Source organism: Arsenicicoccus piscis, from assembly GCF_022568835.1.
In the GTDB taxonomy this organism is placed as follows: Bacteria; Actinomycetota; Actinomycetes; order Actinomycetales; family Dermatophilaceae; genus Arsenicicoccus; species Arsenicicoccus piscis.
The window spans coordinates 253,376-269,590 of sequence record NZ_JAKZHV010000004.1; the positions used below are offsets into that span (position 1 = coordinate 253,376).

15 protein-coding genes are annotated in these 16,215 nt (G+C 72.1%); 11 read left to right on the forward strand and 4 right to left on the reverse strand.

Annotation, left to right across the window (positions count from 1 at the left end; translation table 11 throughout):
- Positions 1–15 precede the first annotated feature (15 nt).
- Entirely contained in the window at positions 16–1,296 is a 1,281-nt protein-coding gene (locus tag MM440_RS09975; protein ID WP_241444144.1) for an Nramp family divalent metal transporter, read from the reverse strand.
- Between the two features lie 363 nt (positions 1,297–1,659).
- On the opposite strand from MM440_RS09975, the gene MM440_RS09980 reads away from it, so the two are divergent.
- Genes MM440_RS09980 through MM440_RS09990 form a run of 3 tightly spaced genes read left to right on the forward strand, consistent with a single transcriptional unit; the run spans position 1,660 to position 4,243 of the window.
- Entirely contained in the window at positions 1,660–1,953 is a 294-nt protein-coding gene (locus tag MM440_RS09980; RefSeq protein ID WP_241444145.1) for a FeoA domain-containing protein, read from the forward strand.
- A complete protein-coding gene (gene feoB / locus MM440_RS09985; RefSeq protein ID WP_241444146.1) occupies positions 1,950–3,953 on the forward strand; it encodes a ferrous iron transport protein B in 2,004 nt (667 codons plus the stop codon). Before MM440_RS09980 ends, feoB begins: the two co-directional genes overlap by 4 nt.
- Entirely contained in the window at positions 3,950–4,243 is a 294-nt protein-coding gene (locus MM440_RS09990) for a FeoC-like transcriptional regulator (RefSeq protein ID WP_241444147.1), read from the forward strand. Before feoB ends, MM440_RS09990 begins: the two co-directional genes overlap by 4 nt.
- A 200-nt stretch (positions 4,244–4,443) precedes the next feature.
- On the opposite strand, the gene MM440_RS09995 is transcribed toward MM440_RS09990, so the two are convergent.
- Together MM440_RS09995 and coaA are read right to left on the reverse strand one after the other, a co-directional pair.
- A complete protein-coding gene (locus MM440_RS09995; protein ID WP_241444148.1) occupies positions 4,444–5,253 on the reverse strand; it encodes a hypothetical protein in 810 nt (269 codons plus the stop codon).
- A gap of 648 nt (positions 5,254–5,901) precedes the next feature.
- Entirely contained in the window at positions 5,902–6,861 is a 960-nt protein-coding gene (gene coaA / locus MM440_RS10000) for a type I pantothenate kinase (protein ID WP_338155639.1), read from the reverse strand.
- A 49-nt stretch (positions 6,862–6,910) separates the two neighbouring features.
- Here coaA and glmS point away from each other — a divergent pair, with 49 nt between their 5' ends.
- The 8 genes from glmS to tsaD all read left to right on the forward strand — a co-directional run bounded on the left by glmS (position 6,911) and on the right by tsaD (position 14,952).
- The gene (gene glmS, locus MM440_RS10005) at positions 6,911–8,770 is read left to right on the forward strand and encodes a glutamine--fructose-6-phosphate transaminase (isomerizing) (RefSeq protein ID WP_241444149.1); all 1,860 of its coding nucleotides are present in this window, start codon (positions 6,911–6,913) and stop codon (positions 8,768–8,770) included.
- Positions 8,771–8,777: 7 nt separating this feature from the next.
- Positions 8,778–9,128, forward strand: a complete 351-nt coding sequence (locus tag MM440_RS10010) for a holo-ACP synthase (RefSeq protein ID WP_241444150.1) — start codon at positions 8,778–8,780, stop codon at positions 9,126–9,128.
- A gap of 82 nt (positions 9,129–9,210) precedes the next feature.
- Complete coding sequence (locus tag MM440_RS10015) at positions 9,211–10,782, forward strand: bifunctional ADP-dependent NAD(P)H-hydrate dehydratase/NAD(P)H-hydrate epimerase (protein ID WP_241444151.1); 1,572 nt, start codon at positions 9,211–9,213, stop codon at positions 10,780–10,782.
- A gap of 60 nt (positions 10,783–10,842) precedes the next feature.
- The gene (locus MM440_RS10020; RefSeq protein ID WP_241444152.1) at positions 10,843–12,192 is read left to right on the forward strand and encodes an alpha/beta fold hydrolase; all 1,350 of its coding nucleotides are present in this window, start codon (positions 10,843–10,845) and stop codon (positions 12,190–12,192) included.
- On the forward strand, positions 12,189–12,674 hold the full coding sequence (gene tsaE / locus MM440_RS10025; RefSeq protein WP_241444153.1) for a tRNA (adenosine(37)-N6)-threonylcarbamoyltransferase complex ATPase subunit type 1 TsaE: 486 nt from the start codon (positions 12,189–12,191) through the stop codon (positions 12,672–12,674). Before MM440_RS10020 ends, tsaE begins: the two co-directional genes overlap by 4 nt.
- A 10-nt stretch (positions 12,675–12,684) precedes the next feature.
- Positions 12,685–13,443: a tRNA (adenosine(37)-N6)-threonylcarbamoyltransferase complex dimerization subunit type 1 TsaB gene (gene tsaB, locus MM440_RS10030; protein ID WP_241444154.1), complete on the forward strand. Its 759-nt coding sequence runs from the start codon at positions 12,685–12,687 to the stop codon at positions 13,441–13,443.
- Entirely contained in the window at positions 13,440–13,910 is a 471-nt protein-coding gene (gene rimI, locus MM440_RS10035; protein WP_241444155.1) for a ribosomal protein S18-alanine N-acetyltransferase, read from the forward strand. Before tsaB ends, rimI begins: the two co-directional genes overlap by 4 nt.
- On the forward strand, positions 13,900–14,952 hold the full coding sequence (gene tsaD, locus MM440_RS10040; protein WP_241444156.1) for a tRNA (adenosine(37)-N6)-threonylcarbamoyltransferase complex transferase subunit TsaD: 1,053 nt from the start codon (positions 13,900–13,902) through the stop codon (positions 14,950–14,952). Before rimI ends, tsaD begins: the two co-directional genes overlap by 11 nt.
- 150 nt (positions 14,953–15,102) lie before the next feature.
- On the opposite strand, the gene MM440_RS10045 is transcribed toward tsaD, so the two are convergent.
- Positions 15,103–16,149 carry a glycoside hydrolase family 3 N-terminal domain-containing protein gene (locus MM440_RS10045; RefSeq protein WP_241444157.1) on the reverse strand — a complete coding sequence of 349 codons (1,047 nt, stop codon included), beginning with the start codon at positions 16,147–16,149 and terminating at the stop codon, positions 15,103–15,105.
- Positions 16,150–16,215: the final 66 nt, after the last annotated feature.

A 16,215-nucleotide genomic window follows, 5' to 3' on the forward strand; every position in this document is an offset into this window, starting at 1 on the left:
CCGGAGGCGCGCGATCTACACGAGCTTCTGGAGCTCGGTGACCGCGAGCGCGACGAAGACGAGCGCGCACAGGCCCATCAGCACGTTGGAGCCGAGCCGGTTGCGCCACTGGCGCGGGACCCGGTCGGTGTTGAGGATCCACAGCAGCGTGACCGCGAGGAAGGGCATGAAGCACGCGCCCAGCACGCCGTAGGCGAGGATCAGGTAGATCGGCCGGCCGAGGAACATCATCACCATCGGCGGGAAGGTGAGCCAGAGGATGTAGACGCGGTACCACTTGCCGCCGATCCGGCTGTCCGGGTCGTCCTTGTCCTTGCCGCGGATGTGGCCGACGAAGTCCGCGAACATCATCGAGACGCCGTTCCAGACGCCGACGAGCGAGCTCATCGCGGCAGCCCAGAACCCGACGAGGAAGACCTTGCCGGCCCAGCTGCCGTAGCGGTCCGCGAGCACGTTGCCGAGGTCGAGCAGGCCCTTGTCGCCGGTGCTGACGGCGATCTTGGCGCTGTGCAGCAGCTCGGCGCCGACGATCAGCGTGGCCACGACGAAGATGCCGGTCACGACGTAGGCCACCGTGTTGTCCAGGCGCATGACGCGCATGTGGCGGGGGGAGTCCCAGCCCTTCTCGCGGATCCAGTAGCCGTAGGCCGCCAGCGTGATCGTGCCGCCGACGCCGCCGGCGACCGAGAGCACGTTGACGAGCGACCCGGGCGGCACCGTCGGCACCAGGCCGGTCAGCAGGTCGGGAAGGTTGGGCAGCGTCAGCAGGGCGGCGCCCACCATCGAGATGAACATCAGGCCGACCAGGGCGGCGCAGATCTTCTCGAAGAGCGCGTAGTGCCCCCACCACACCAGGGCCAGACCGATCAACCCCGAGAGGATGCCCCAGGTCGGCACCGAGAGGAATGGGAAGAGCGAGTGCAGCGGCAGGCCCGTGCCCGCCATCGCCGCAGCGCCGTAGACGAAGCCCCAGATCACGATGTAGGGCCCGAAGTACCAGTGCGTCCAGCGGCCGAGCGTCGACCAGCCCTCGTAGATCGTGTTGCCCGTCGCGAGCGAGTAGCGGCCCGCGCCTTCGACCAGCACGATCTTCATGACGCAGCCGAGCAGGACGCACCACAGCAGCGCGTAGCCGTACTTCTGACCGGCGATCAGCGTGGCCACAAGGTCGGCCGCGCCGACACCGGTGGCGGCCACCACGAGGCCGGGGCCGATGAGCTTCCAGCCTGGGGCCTTGCCGGTGCCGTCGGCGGCCGACGTGTCGCTCGGTGCGGGGTGGGCTGAGCTGGGCGGCATGGGCACTCCCTTGTGCTGGCTGTCGGGTGGGGGCTCGGGGTTGGGGCTGGCGTGCTTGGAGTTGGTGTGCTCGGGGCTGCGGGGGCCTGGCGGCGCTCGTGGTGCAGGCTGAAAGCGTGCTGAGGTTAACACTCGGCGTCTGGGCGGTGCCGAGCGCAGACCGCTGCACCGGTGGACCCGGGCCGCGGCACGGTCAGGTTCTACGAGCTGTGTTCTTGCTCTCTTCGCGCGGTGGGTGCGGCAGCGGGACTCGTGCTGCCCAGGGGTGCACCTGAGGTGGGGCTGAGCGCGACACCCTTCATGGCGCGGTCCCCAGGGCGACCCCGCTGAGGGTTGCCTAACCTCAGCGCGTATCGTGATCGCATGCCTTCCCTCGAAGACCGTGTCCCGCTGGGTTCCGCGCCGTTGCGTGCCCCCGCGCGGGTGGTCGAGGTGGTCGCCGCTGCGGCGCCCCGACGTCGGCTGGCCGAGCTGGGGCTGCGTCCGGGCGCTGTCGTGCAGGCGCGCTCCCGGACGTCCGGCGGCGGGCGAGTGGTCGCCGTCGACGGGTCCCGGATCGCCCTGGACCGGGCCACGGTGAGCGGGTTGATCGTCGAGCTGGCGGATGCCGAGCTGGCGGACGTCGAGCTGACGGACGTCGAGGGCTCGGCCCGATGACCGATCAGCTGGCTGCCCGCACGGCTGTCCCGAGCTGTCACAGCGACGCCGGCGGCCGGTCGGCGGCGCCCGGTGCCCCGGTCGTGGCGCTCGCCGGGTCGCCCAACGTGGGGAAGTCCACCCTGTTCAACGCCCTCACCGGGGCACGCCGCCAGATGGGCAACTGGCCCGGCACGAGTGTCGAGGTCGGCCGTGGCTCGTGGGCGCTCGGCGACGCGCGCGTGCCGGAGGTCGCCCTGATCGACCTGCCGGGTGCCTACAGCCTCGACCCGGCCTCGCCCGACGAGGAGCTCACCCGCGACCTGTTGATCGGCGCACCGCCGGACGAGCGCCCTGACCTGGTCATCGTCACCGTCGACGCGGCGCACCTGGCTCGCAGCCTCTACCTCGTGGCGCAGGTCCGCGAGCACGCCCTGCGCGTCGTGGTTGCGCTCACCATGGCGGACATCGCCGCCCGGCGCGGCATCCACGTCGACGCCCACGCCCTCGGCGCCCACCTCGGCGCGCCGGCCGTCGACGTCGACCCGCGCCACCGGTCCGGCCGCGCGTCCCTCGGCGAGGTCGTCGCCGAGACTCTGCACCAGCCCGTCCCCGTGCCGCGGCCGTTGCCCGAGATGGACCTGGGCGCTGATATGGGCGCCGATCTCGACGCCTTGGACGCCGACCTGGCGCTCGCCGACTCGCGGTTCGCCTGGGTCGACGAAGCGGTGCGGGCCGCCTCGCGCACGGAGGCGACCGGGAGGTCTACCTGGTCGGACCGGATCGACGCCGTGGTCACGTCGCGGCTGTGGGGACCGCTGGTGTTCCTGGGTGCGATGTGGCTGGTGTTCCAGGTGACGACCACCGTGGCGGCTCCGCTGCAGGACGCGCTCGACACCTTGTTCACCGGCCCGGTGTCGGAGGGTGCGCGGCGGCTGCTCGGCCTGGTCGGGCTCGGCGGCACGCCCGTCGAGGGCTTCGTGGTCAACGGGTTGATCGCCGGCGTCGGGATGCTGCTGACCTTCGCGCCGCTGATGGCGCTGATGTTCCTGCTGCTCGCCCTCCTCGAGGACTCCGGCTACCTGGCGCGGGCGGCCGTCGTCACCGACCGGCTGATGCGCTCGATCGGCCTGCCGGGGCGGGCGTTCCTGCCGCTCGTCGTCGGGTTCGGCTGCAACGTGCCCGCCATCAGTGCCACCCGCACCCTGCCGAACGCCCGCCATCGGATCATGACGGCCCTGCTGGTGCCGTTGACGTCGTGCTCGGCCCGGCTCACGGTCTACGTGCTGATGGCGACGACCTTCTTCCCGCGCCAGGCGGGCACGGTCGTGTTCTTGATGTACGTCCTGTCGATCGCCCTCGTCATCCTCCTCGGCCTCGCTCTGCGCGCGACCCTGTGGCGTCGGGTCGGCGACGAGCCGCTCATCCTCGACCTGCCGCCATACCAGCGTCCGCACCTGCGGCTGATGGCCGACCAGACCTGGGTGCGGCTGCGCACCTTCCTGCAGACGGCGGGCGGGATCATCGTCGCCACCGTCACCATCGTCTGGCTGCTGCAGGCCACGCCCGCCGGCCCGGGCCACGGCTCGTTCGGTGACGTGCCGGCCGAGGACTCCGCGTACGCCGCCACCGCCATGGCCGTCGCTCCGGTCTTCGAGCCGGCCGGCTTCGGCGAGTGGCGCACCTCGTCGGCGCTGGTCGTCGGCTTCGTCGCCAAGGAGGCGGTGATCTCCTCGTGGGCGCAGACGTTCGCGGTGAGCGAGCCGTCGTCCTCCGACCAGCCTGGGCGTCTGGGTGAGCTCGTCCGGGCCGACTTCGAGCGTTCGTCGGGTGGGCACGGCGCCGTCGCAGCGGTCGCCTTCATGGTCTTCCTGCTGGCCTACACCCCGTGCGTAGCCACCGTCGCCACCCAGCGTCGCGAGATCGGTCTGCGCTGGACCCTGTTCGGCATCGCCGTCCAGCTCGCCATGGCGTGGACGCTCGCCGTGCTCGTGTTCCAGGTCGGGCGGGTGTTCTGGTGAGCACGCCGGGGCCGCTCTCGGCCGTGCTCGCCGCCCTGCGCGAGGGGGCTACGTCGCTCGACGAGGTAGCCCGGGGCACCGGTCTCGCCCGCGACACCGTCTCCGCCGCCGTGGACCACCTGGTCCGGCTGGGCCGCATCGAGGCCAGCGACCTCGCGGTGGGCTGCCCGACGGGCGGCTGCGGCTCCTGCGCGTCCGGCACCGAGACCGGCGAGGCCGGTTGCGGCTCCACCCCGTCACCCCGCCGCAGCGGTCCCGTCCTCGTGGCGCTCTCCATCCCACGCCGGTAGCCCTTTCGTGAGCGGTGCGCAGGCTCCGGTAGTCCGCGCAGGTCGGCGTGGGGCGCGCAGGGTCGGGAGGGCGGCGTGTCACGGGTTCGTGGGTGTGTCTCGGGTTCGTGCGCGGATTCCCAAGCCGACGGACCGGCGTGGTGGCATGCGGGTCAACCCCCCAGGCCCGGGACTCCGAGGACGCCCGGCGGCGGGACCCGTCAGGCTCCGACGGCTCGGGCCGACGCGCGATGTGCGCTCATGACGCGCCGCTGCAGGAGCTTGATGTCGCCCAGCTCGTTCCAGAAGACATGCACGACCTGGTAGCCCAGCTCGATTAGCTCGGCGTCGCGGGCGAAGGTCGCTGGGACGGCACCGGAGCTGCGAGGGCCGGCGAACTTCTTCAGCCCGTCGAACTCCACGATCACGCGCGTCCCCTTGATCACGAAGTCGACCCGGCGGGCGCCGCTGCGGGTGGTGAGCCGCACCTGGGACTCCACCGCGAAACCGGCCATCATCAGGTCGAAGCGCAGCAGACTCTCACCGACCGACTCGGCCACCGGATCTACCAGGCTGGGAAGCGCGTGCAGTGCTGGGACCCCGGTGCGGTTCCTGGCACGCGCGATCGCCTCCCGCAGGGCCGCCACGTCGGTCGAACCTGCCCGGAGTGCCTGGTCGGACGATGCCAGCGCTGACCGCATCCCCGCGCGGAGTCCGTGCTCGACCACGGCGGTCGCGGCGTCGACGACTCCGGCCTCGGACACGGTAGCGCCCGGGTCGTGGGGACCGAGAAGCAGCGTCTTGGCAGCCCGGGTCCTCCCTGGGCGCGTGCGCGCGAGACTCACCTGGCCCAGGCGGGCGCCGTGCGCGGGCAGCCCCATCATCAGCAGGGCCGAGTGACCCGTCACCACAGCTCTGCGGGCGTACTCGACCTGGTAGGAGCGGACCATGAGTCGGTGCAGAGCTTCGGCCCGCCGGATCGGCTCCGGCACTTCCAGCTCCGGCGGGTCAGGGGCCGAGCCGGCGGTCAAGGCTGCCTCCGTGGCGTGCCACCCGCGCCGGAGCCGCAGCAGCAGGCCGCTTCGGACGAGTCCTCGCCGCCCCCAGTCGTCCAAGCCGACCTGGTCGGCCTCGACGACGGAAAAGACACCGCCATGACGGTGCGCCAAGGCATCCATGAGTTCGCAGTCGTTCTCGGTGGGTCTATGTGTCATTGGGCCATCATCGAGCGCAAACGTAGGGAAATGGCGTCAAACTTCGCAGGCTGTGGATAACCACGGACCGACTGGTGCGCTGTGTCCGGTAGTCCGCGCAGGTTGGCGTGGGGTGCGCAGGGTCGGGAGGGCGGCGTGTCTCGGGTTCGTGGGCGTGTCTCGGGTTCGTGCGCGGATTCGCCAGGGTGTCGGTCGGCGAGCCCGGGGACGTGGGGCGTGGCGGTAACGCGCCCGCCCGGCCGGGCTGTTGCCTGCGTGGGTGTGAATGTGCGCAGGATCCCGTAGCCCGCGCAGGTTGGCGTGGGGTGCGCAGGGTCGGGGGGGCGGCGTGTCACGGGTTCGTGGGCGTGTCACGGGTTCGTGCGCGGATTCACCGGGGTGTCGTCGGCGGGTCCGGGGTGTGGGACACGAGGGGCATGAGGGGCCGGGCGGGCGCCGACCGACCCACCCAGGAGGCGGACGGGTCTACAGCTTGCGGAGCAGGATCCGCCGCACCTCGTGGTCCTCGCCCTTGGTGAGCACGCAGGTGGCGCGACCGCGGGTGGGGAGGACGTTGTCGCGCAGGTTGGGGCCGTTGATGGCGTCCCAGACGTCGAGGGCCTGGCGGACGGCGTCGGCGTCGCTGAGCGAGGCGAAGCGGTGGAAGAACGAGCTCGGGTCGGCGAAGGCGGTCTGACGCAGGACGAGGAAGCGGTCGACGTACCACTTCTTGACGAAGTCCTCACGGGCGTCGACGTAGACGCTGAAGTCGAAGAAGTCCGAGACCGCCAGCCCGAGCCGCCCGTCCTTGCGGACCTCGGGGGCCTGCAGGACGTTGAGGCCCTCGACGATCAGGACGTCGGGGCTGCGGACCGTGACGTACTCGTCCGGCACGATGTCGTAGACCAGGTGGGAGTAGACCGGAGCCCGCACCTCGGGTGCCCCGGCCTTCACCTCCTGGACGAATCGGAGCAGCGCCCGCCGGTCGTAGGACTCGGGGAAACCCTTGCGGCCCATCAGGCCACGCTTCTCGAGCTCGGCGTTGGGGTGCAGGAAGCCGTCGGTGGTGACCAGCTCGACGCGAGGGGTCGAGGGCCAGCGGCGCAACAGCTCGCGGAGCAGTCGGGCGGTGGTGGACTTGCCGACGGCGACCGAGCCGGCGACGCCGATGATGAACGGCGTGCCGCGCGGGGTGGCCTCCATCAGGAACTGGCTGGTGACCTGGTGCAGTCCCTGGGTGGCGTCGACGTAGAAGCTGAGCAGCCGGGACAGGGGGAGGTAGACGTCCTCGACCTCGCGCAGGTTGATCTCGGCGCCGACGCCGGAGATCCGCTCGAGGTCGGCCTCGGTGAGGGGGATGTGGTGGCGGTCTCGCAGCCGGGACCACGCGGCACGATCCATCTCGATGAAGGGGGAGGCGTAGGCCGTCGAGGTCGCTTGACTCACGTCGACATTCTGGCCTACCTGGGACCCCCGTGCAGGCTAGGCTTGAACCATGTGTGGAATCGTCGGATACGTAGGGTCCCAGGTCGATGGCAAGGCCCAGCAAGTCGTGATGGAAGGCCTCGCCAGGCTTGAGTACCGGGGCTACGACTCCGCCGGTATCGCGCTGGTGTGCAACGACCACGTCGAGGTCGCGAAGAAGGCCGGCAAGCTGGCCAACCTGGCCGGCGAGCTCGAGGCGCACCCGCTGGACGCGTCCAGCACGGGCATCGGGCACACCCGGTGGGCGACGCACGGTGGCCCCACCGACGCCAACGCCCACCCGCACCGCGGTGGCGACAGCGGCAAGCTGGCGCTGATCCACAACGGCATCATCGAGAACTTCCACCCGCTGAAGCAGGAGCTGCTCGAGCAGGGTGTCGAGTTCACCTCCGAGACCGACACCGAGGTCGCGGCCCAGCTGCTGTCCCGCGCCTACGACGAGGCGGGTGACCTCACCCAGGCGATGATCAACCTCGTCAACCGCCTCGAGGGTGCGTTCACCCTGCTCGCCGTGGACGCGGACGAGCCCGGCAAGGTCGTGGCGGCGCGCCGCAACAGCCCGCTCGTCATCGGCCTCGGCGAGGGCGAGAACTTCCTCGGCTCCGACGTGGCCGCGTTCATCGGCTACACCAAGGACGCGATGGAGGTCGACCAGGACCAGGTCGTCACCATCACCAAGGACTCGGTCGACGTCGTCGGGTTCGACGGCACGCCCGCGCAGGGCAAGCGCTTCGAGGTCACCTGGGACGCCGCCCAGGCCGAGAAGGGCGGCCACAGCTCGTTCATGGAGAAGGAGATCTTGGAGCAGCCGCACGCCATCGCCGACACGCTGCTCGGCCGCACCGACTCCGACGGCGCGCTGATCCTCGACGAGCTCAACATCGACCCCGAGCGGCTCAAGGCGATCGACAAGATCATCATCGTCGCCTGCGGCACCGCCTACTACTCCGGCCTCACCGCGAAGTACGCCATCGAGCACTGGACCCGCATCCAGACCGAGGTAGAGCTCGCGCACGAGTTCCGCTACCGCGACCCGGTGATCGGCCCCAACACCCTGGTCGTCTCCATGTCCCAGTCCGGCGAGACGATGGACACCCTGATGGCGGTCAAGCACGCCAAGGAGCTCGGCGCCCTCACCATCGCGATCTGCAACACCTACGGCGCGACCATCCCGCGCGAGTCCGACGGTGCGCTCTACACGCACGCGGGCCCGGAGATCGCGGTGGCCTCGACCAAGGCGTTCACCTCCCAGATCGCGGCCTGCTACCTGCTCGGGCTCTACCTCTCGCAGCTGCGCGGCGGCACCTACGCCGACGACGCGCGGTCGATCATGACCGAGCTCTCCGAGGTGCCCGCGCACGTCCAGACGGTGCTCGACGGCATGGACCGTGTGCGCGAGATCGCCCGCTTCATGGCCGACTCGCGCTCGGTGCTCTTCCTCGGTCGGCACGTGCAGTTCCCGATCGCGCTCGAGGGTGCCCTCAAGCTCAAGGAGATCGCCTACATCCACGCCGAGGGCTTCGCCGCCGGCGAGCTCAAGCACGGCCCGATCGCGCTGATCGAACCCGGCCAGCCGGTCTTCATCATCATGCCGTCGCACGACACGCCCCACGACCTGCACGCGAAGGTCGTCTCCAACATCCAGGAGATCCGGGCCCGTGGCGCGCGCACGCTGGTCATCACCGAGGAGGGCGACGAGGCGGTCCGTCCGTTCGCCGACGAGGTCATCGAGGTCCCGAAGACATCGATGATGATGATGCCGATGCTGTCGATCATCCCGCTGCAGGTCTTCGCCTGCGAGCTCGCCACCGCCAAGGGCCTGGACGTCGACCAGCCCCGCAACCTCGCGAAGTCCGTCACGGTCGAGTGAGCAGGTCGTGATCATCGGCGTCGGCATCGACGTCTGCGACATCGACCGCTTCTGGGCCACCGTCGAGCGCACGCCGCGACTGCTCGAACGCCTCTTCACGGCGTCCGAGCAGGGGCTGGCGCCGCAGTCGATGGCGGCCCGGTTCGCCGCGAAGGAGGCCCTCGCGAAGGCGCTGGGCGCTCCTGGCACGCTCGCCTGGCACGACGCCACCGTCGTGCGCGGTGAGCACGGTAGACCCCACTGGGAGATCCAGGGGTCGGTCGCCGCTCGTGCGGCCGAGCTCGGCGTAGCCCGGCTGCACCTGTCCCTGTCCCACGACGCCGGCGTGGCCAGCGCGTTCGTGATTGCCGAGGGCTAACGGGTTGCTGACGGGCGACTGACCGCTGGCTGACGGCGGGGTCGTTGCTCGGTGCGTGCCCGGACGGGGTAGCGTCTAGGGCGTGATCCACGCATGGTCGGTCGAGCAGGTGCGAGCGGCCGAGGCCGCCGCCATGGAGCAGGTCGGGGACGAGGAGCTGATGGACCGGGCGAGCCGAGCGCTCGCCGACGTCGTCGCCGCCCGCCTGGAGGAGGAGCGCGACGAGCGGTCCGACGGACAGCCGGGTGAGGCCTCTCGGGCCCCGCGGGTGGTGGCGCTGGTCGGCCGCGGCAACAACGGCGGTGACGCCCTGTGGGCGCTGGCCCACCTGGCCGAGCTGTGGGACGGCGACCTGCAGCTGACCGTCGTCCAGGTCGCCGACGTCGCCCACCCCGCGGGCCTGGAGGCCGCGCGCCAGGCCGGTGCGACCGTGCTGGTCGCCAGCTCGCACGGCGAAGAGGGCGAAGAGAGCGATCAGGGCGGCGACTCCGCTGCCGCCCCGGCCGAGCAGGCCCTGGCCGACGCCGACCTGGTGCTCGACGGGATCGCCGGCCTCGGCAGCCGACCCGGCCTCGACCCCGCGACGGTGGACCTGGTCGACGCGATCGGCCCGCAGGCCTACGTCGTCGCCGTCGACCTCCCGAGCGGCGCGGACCCGAGCGGCGAGACCATCCCCGACAGTCAGGTCTACGCGGACGAGACGGTGACCTTCATCGCGCCCAAGCCGGTGCACGTGCTGGCCGGCGCGGCCTCGTGCGGGCTGCTGACGGTCGTCGACATCGGCGTCGAGCTGGACCCCGACGAGCAGCCGGTGGCGCAGAGCCTGGAGTTCGACGACGTGCCGCACCTGTGGCCGATGCCCGGGCCGGAGGACGACAAGTACACCCGGGGCGTGCTGGGCGTGGTCGCCGGCGGCCAGACGTACACCGGCGCGGCCGTGCTCAGCACCCTGTCGGCGGTCGAGTCGGGCGTGGGCATGGTGCGCTACGTGGGTCCCGATCACGCCGCCGACCAGGTGCGCGGCTTCGTCCCCGAGGCCGTCTACGGCACCGGGCGGGTGCAGGCGCACGTCGTCGGCCCAGGCCTGGACGTCGACGACGACAGCGAGCCCGGCCGCGCCCAGGTGCAGGCCGCTCGCGACGCGCTCGACTCGGCCGAGCCGTGCGTGGTGGACGCGGGCGCGTTGAGCCTGCTCGACGGGCCGCGCTCCCAGGCCGGCGCCCGCACCCTGCTCACGCCGCACGCCGGCGAGCTCGCGACCCTGCTGGCTCGGCTCGACGGTGAGGTGACGATCGAGGAGGTCAAGGCCCGGCCGGTCCAGAGCGCGCGCCGCGCCGCGGAGCTGCTGCACGCCACGGTGCTGCTCAAGGGGGCGACGACCTACGTCGTGCCGCCGCCGCGCAGCGGGCTGCCGGTCCGGGCCCAGTCCGATGCGCCGGCCTGGCTCGGGACCGCTGGCTCCGGTGACGTGCTCGCCGGTCTCTGCGGCGCCCTGCTGGCGGCCGGGCTCGACCCGTTGGACGCCGGCTCGCTCGCGGCGCTCGTGCACGGTGTGGCCGGCCACGACGCGAATCCGCACGGCCCCGTCCGCGCGACCCGGGTGGCCCAGCAGATCCCCCGGACGGTGGCGCACCTGCTGACTCGTCGTCCGTAGGGGTCTGTCAGTGGGAGAATCTACTGTTGGCCTCACGAGGGACGAAAGGATGGGTGCGACATGGCGAAGAGCCCCCTGGGGGTCCTCGGTGGCATCGGTGTCGGTGCGGCGGCGCTCGGCGTCGGCGCTCTCGCCGGGGTGGCCGCTCGCGCTATAGCGCTTGCTCCCGAGACCGGGGAGGACTACGCCTGGACTGCGAGCTCGGAGCAGATCGTCGTCGCCGACGACGGGGTCGTCCTGCACGTCGAGATCGACGAGCCGGCCGCCGACCAGTCCGCGTCGCCCCTCGGGCCGACGGCGGAGCAGGCCGACTGGGCCGGGCCGGTCCCGACGATCGTGCTCTCGCACGGCTACACCCTGTCGATGAAGGCGTGGATCTTCGTGCGCCGGGCGCTGACCGCGGCCGGTTATCGGGTGGTCACCCACGATCACCGCGGGCACGGATTGTCCGGCGTGGGCATGCGCGACTCCTACCGCATCGAGCAGCTCGCCAGGGACCTGCGGCTGATCATCGACACCGTCGTGCCCGAGGGGCCGATCGTGCTCGTCGGCCACTCGATGGGCGGCATGTCCCTGATGAGCCTGGCCCGCCAGTTCCCCCAGCTCGTGCGCGACCGGGTGGTCGCGGTCGCGTTCGTCGCCACGAGCGTCGGCGGCGAGGGTGAGCTGCGCGTAGAACTCGGGGACGCCTTCGGGCGCTCCGTCCAGCGGCTCGGACCGTTCGCCCTGGCACCGCTGACGGGGCGTCAGACCCTGGTCGAGACCGCCCGCAAGGTCGCTCGCGACGCCGAGGACTTCTTCACCTACCACTACTCGTTCGCCTCGCCGGTGCCGCTCAGCCTGGTCCGCTACGCCGCGGGCATCATCATGGGCACCCCGATCGAGGTCATCCACGGCTTCCTCAAGTCGCTGTCGTCGCACGACGAGCACGCCGGGCTCGCCCAGTTCGACGGCATCGAGACGCTGGTCATCAACGGCACCGGCGACCTGATGACCCCGCCGAAGCACAGCCTCGAGCTGGTCCGCTCGCTGCCGGGCGCCGAGCACGTCGTGGTCGAGGACGCCGGCCACCTGATCATGCTCGAGTACCCAGAGCTGGTCTCCAGCCAGCTGCTCGCCATGCTGGCCCGGGCGGCCCGCCACGGTCGCGAGCAGACGGCGTCCCCGCACGGTGTGCGCACCGAGCACGCGCGGGCCGACCGCCGCAAGTCCACCGCCGCCATCGCCGTCGAGCGGCTGCCTCGTGCCGGTCAGCCGCTGCGTCGGCACTCGTCGGCGGGTGCCCCCAAACGGCCGTCCGACGCCACCCCGAGCCAGCGGGCCGTGCGCCGCGGCAAGGGTGGGCCCCCCACCAGCCAGGGCAGCCGACGTGGGCGCAGCGGTCGGACCGGCACCGATGGCACGTCATGACCGGGCCGACCCTTTCTCCGCGGCCGCTCGAGACGGTCGACGACACCCAGGCCTTCGGCGCGCGGCTGGGGCAGCTGCTGCGGGCCGGTGACGTCGTCGTGCTGACCGGTGAGCTCGGCGCGGGCAAGACCACGTTGACCCAGGGGCTCGCCTCGGGCCTCGGCGTGCGCGGCCCGATCACCTCGCCGACCTTCGTCATCGCTCGGGTGCACCCGTCGCTGGTCGGTGGCCCGCCGCTCGTGCACGTCGACGCGTACCGCCTCGGTGGCGCGCTCGACTTCGACGACCTGGACCTGGACGCCTCGGTCGAGGAGTCCGTGACGGTCGTCGAGTGGGGCCACGGGGTCGCCGAGCTGCTGTCTCAGGACCACCTCGAAGTGGAGCTCTCCGGCGACGACGCCCGCACCGTCCGGCTCATCCCCGTCGGCCCCCGCTGGGCCGACCCTGACGCGGCGAGCGAGCTCGCTGCGCTGCTCACCTAAGGTAGACGCCGTGCTGCTCGCCATCGACACCTCCACCAGCGCGATCACCGTCGCCCTTCTCGACCAGGGCCAGGTGCTCGCCGAGTCCTCCGTCGTCGACGCCAGGGCGCACGGCGAGCTGGTCGCGCCCGGCATCGCGGCCGTCCTCGATCAGGCCGGGGTCACGGCGCAGGACGTCACCGCCGTGGTCGCCGGCCGCGGTCCGGGGCCGTTCACCGGGCTGCGCGTCGGGCTCGTCACCGCCCGGGTGTTCGCGCTGGCCCGGTCGTTGCCGCTCCATGGCCTGTGCAGCCTGGACGCCCTGGCCTTTGCCGCGGTGGTCGACGGGCGGGTCGGTGGGGGCGCTGGCGCTGGTGCTGACGGCGCTGGCGCTGGTGCTGACGGCGCCGATGCTGCCGCGGAGCCGGTGGAGTTCCTGGTCGCGACCGACGCCCGGCGCAAGGAGGTCTACGTCGCGAGCTACCGGGCGACGGGTGACGAGCGCGTCGTCGAGGCCCTCACCGCACCGGCCGTGTCCACGCCTGCGGATCTCGCCGAGGTGCGGGCCGGTCGCCCGGTCGTCGGGCGGGGCGCCGAGCTCTATCCCGACCTGCTCGGGCCGACGGTCGGGCCGCTCGACGTGAGCGCCGCCGCGCTCGGTCGGCTCGCCACGCTGCGACTGGACGCCGGCGAGGACCTGAGCGACACCACCGCGCTCTATCTGCGCCGCCCCGACGCCCTGACCACCGCCGAGCGCCTCGCGAGGGCCGCCGACAAGGCTGCCCGATGAACCTTCGCGCCCTGCGCTGGACCGACATCGACCGGCTCGTCGAGCTCGAGCAGGCGGCGTTCGGCGCGCACGCGTGGACCGCTCCCACCTGGTGGGCCGAGCTGGCGGCTCGACCCCGTCGCGCCTACGTCGTGGTCGAGTCGGAGCCCGAGCGCGTCGTCGGCTACGCCGGGCTGGACCACGGCGGCGGTGTCGCCGACGTCATGACGATCGCCGTCGACCCCGCCGCCCAGGGCAGCGGAGTCGGGCGGGTGCTGCTGGACGAGCTCGTGCACCGAGCGGGCTCCCAGGGCGCCGAAGCCCTCCTGCTGGAGGTCCGCGCCGACAACGATCGTGCGCGAGCGCTCTACGAACGCAACGGTTTTGAGGTGATCTCGGTGCGCCGCCGCTACTACCAGCCCGAGGGGGTCGACGCCGTCATCATGCGTCGGCACCTCGCAGAAGGAGAGGCCACCCGTGGCTGCTGACCGACCGATCGTCCTCGGCATCGAGACGTCCTGCGACGAGACCGGCGTCGGGATCGTGCGGGGCGAGGAGCTGCTCGTCGACGCCGTCGCGAGCTCCGTCGACGAGCACGCGCGGTTCGGCGGGGTGGTGCCCGAGGTCGCGTCGCGCGCCCACCTCGACGCGATGGTCCCGACGATCCAGCGCGCGTGCGAGCAGTCCGGGGTGCGCCTCGCCGACCTGGACGCCATCGCCGTCACGTCGGGGCCGGGCCTCGCCGGTGCGCTGCTCGTGGGCGTGGCCTCCGCCAAGGCCCTGGCCGTGGCGCTGGACAAGCCGCTCTACGGCGTCAACCACCTCGCGTCGCACGTGGCCGTCGATATCGTCCAGCACGGTCCGCTGCCCGAGCCGACCATGGCGCTGCTCGTCTCCGGGGGGCACTCCTCGCTGCTGCTTGTCCCGGACGTCACCGACGACGTGCGCCCGCTGGGCTCGACGATCGACGACGCCGCGGGCGAGGCCTTCGACAAGGTAGCCCGGGTGCTCGGCCTTCCGTTCCCCGGCGGTCCGCACGTGGATCGTGCTGCGCGAGAGGGGAGCTCGATCGCCATCGACTTCCCGCGGGGGCTGAGCTCGGGCAAGGACCTGGAGCGGCACCGCTTCGACTTCTCGTTCTCCGGGCTCAAGACGGCGGTGGCGCGCTGGGTGCAGGCCAAGGAGCGAGCCGGCGAGTCGGTGCCGGTCGCCGACGTGGCCGCGAGCTTCCAGGAGGCGGTCGTCGACGTGCTCACCCGCAAGGCCGTGCTCGCCTGCCAGGACAACGGCGTCGACGACCTGCTCATCGGCGGGGGAGTCGCCGCGAACTCCCGGCTCCGGGCCATGGCTCAGGCGCGGTGCGACGACGCGGGGCTGCGCCTGCGGGTGCCGCGGCCTGGCCTGTGCACCGACAACGGCGCGATGGTCGCCGCCCTCGGCGCGCAGATGGTGCTGCGTGGGCGTGCGCCCTCGCCGCTGGACCTCCCGGCCGACTCCTCCATGCCGGTGACGACCGTACTGTCTGCGTAGGCGGTCGTTGCGGCCGCGGCCGATCGTCGCGGGTCGCAGTGCTTCAGGGCGTCGAAGGATGGGCGCCGGGCGTAGCGTCGCGGTCGGCGCTGAGTGACCGGTGTGCCGATCCAGCCCACCCAACGATCCAGCCCACCTGGTCCAGCCGGCTCAGCGCTTGCAGGGGGTGAGACCGAGCGTGGTCTTCAGCGTGACGATCCGCGTGGCCGAGGCGGTGACCTTGGCAGCGAAGGCCGGGTCGGCAGCCGCCTTGGCGACGAGCGCGGACGCCATGGGTCGCGCGAGGCCGACCTGACCGACGACGAGCAGGTCGCCACCGGACGCTACGAAACGGGTGGCTCGCTGCCCCGCCGGAGTCCCTTGCAGCGCAACGGCGGCCACGTCGTCGGTGGTGACCACGCCGTCGTAGCCGAGACCTTGGCGCAGCGCACCTTGAATCACCTTGGGAGAGAACACTGCCTGGTTGTCCGGGTCGATCTTGGGATAACGGGCCGAGGACACCATGACGAGCTGGGCGCCCGCGTCGATCCCGGCCTTGAAGGCCGCGAGATCGGCGGCCGACCCGGTCGTGACCGAGTCCGTGATGCCCTCGGTCGTGAGGTCGGTGTTGCCGGTGATCCGGCCGAGGCCAGGGAAGTGCTTGACCGTGGCGGCGACGCCGGCGGACCGGAGCCCGCGCGTGGCGGCCGCGACGAACGGTGCTGCCTGCGCGGGCGTGCTGGCGTACTCCCGACCCCAGTAGCCGATCGGCTTGTTGGCCTTCCCGAGCGAGGCGGGGACGGCGTCCGCGACCGGCGCGAGGTCTACGTTGACGCCGGTGGCCTTCAGCTCGGCGCCGACGGTGCGGAAGGTCTGGGTCACCGCGGCCGGCGAGCCGTTGGCCTGGACCCGGGCGGACGGGATCCGGGTGAAACCCTCGCCCTTGAGCTGCTGGACCGCGCCGCCCTCCTGGTCGGCGGCCACCAGCAGGCCCACCTCACCGGTGCTCGGACCTGCCGCGGCCGCCAGGCGCTTGGCGGTCGCCGACACCTGGGCGCGCCCGGTCCATCCGCCCAGGAAGAACACGTTGCCGACGTGCTGGTTGCGGATCGCCGCGTCGAGCGCGCCGCCCGAACCACCCGCTGGCTCGGCCACCATGAGCAGCTGGCCCGCGCGCTCGGCGCGGGACTCATCGCCTCGACCACCTTCTGCTCGCACGAGCCCGCCGCCGTGCCCGCGGGCGAGGTGGCCGCTGGCGAGGTGCTGGCTGGTGGGGTGCCGGCG

Coding starts and splice junctions, on each gene's coding strand:
- MM440_RS09975 (WP_241444144.1), bottom strand. CDS start 1,296: ATGCCGCCCAGCTCAGCCCACCCCGCACCGAGCGACACGTCGGCCGCC.
- MM440_RS09980 (WP_241444145.1), top strand. CDS start 1,660: ATGCCTTCCCTCGAAGACCGTGTCCCGCTGGGTTCCGCGCCGTTGCGT.
- feoB (WP_241444146.1), top strand. CDS start 1,950: ATGACCGATCAGCTGGCTGCCCGCACGGCTGTCCCGAGCTGTCACAGC.
- MM440_RS10020 (WP_241444152.1), top strand. CDS start 10,843: ATGGCGAAGAGCCCCCTGGGGGTCCTCGGTGGCATCGGTGTCGGTGCG.
- tsaE (WP_241444153.1), top strand. CDS start 12,189: ATGACCGGGCCGACCCTTTCTCCGCGGCCGCTCGAGACGGTCGACGAC.
- rimI (WP_241444155.1), top strand. CDS start 13,440: ATGAACCTTCGCGCCCTGCGCTGGACCGACATCGACCGGCTCGTCGAG.
- glmS (WP_241444149.1), top strand. CDS start 6,911: ATGTGTGGAATCGTCGGATACGTAGGGTCCCAGGTCGATGGCAAGGCC.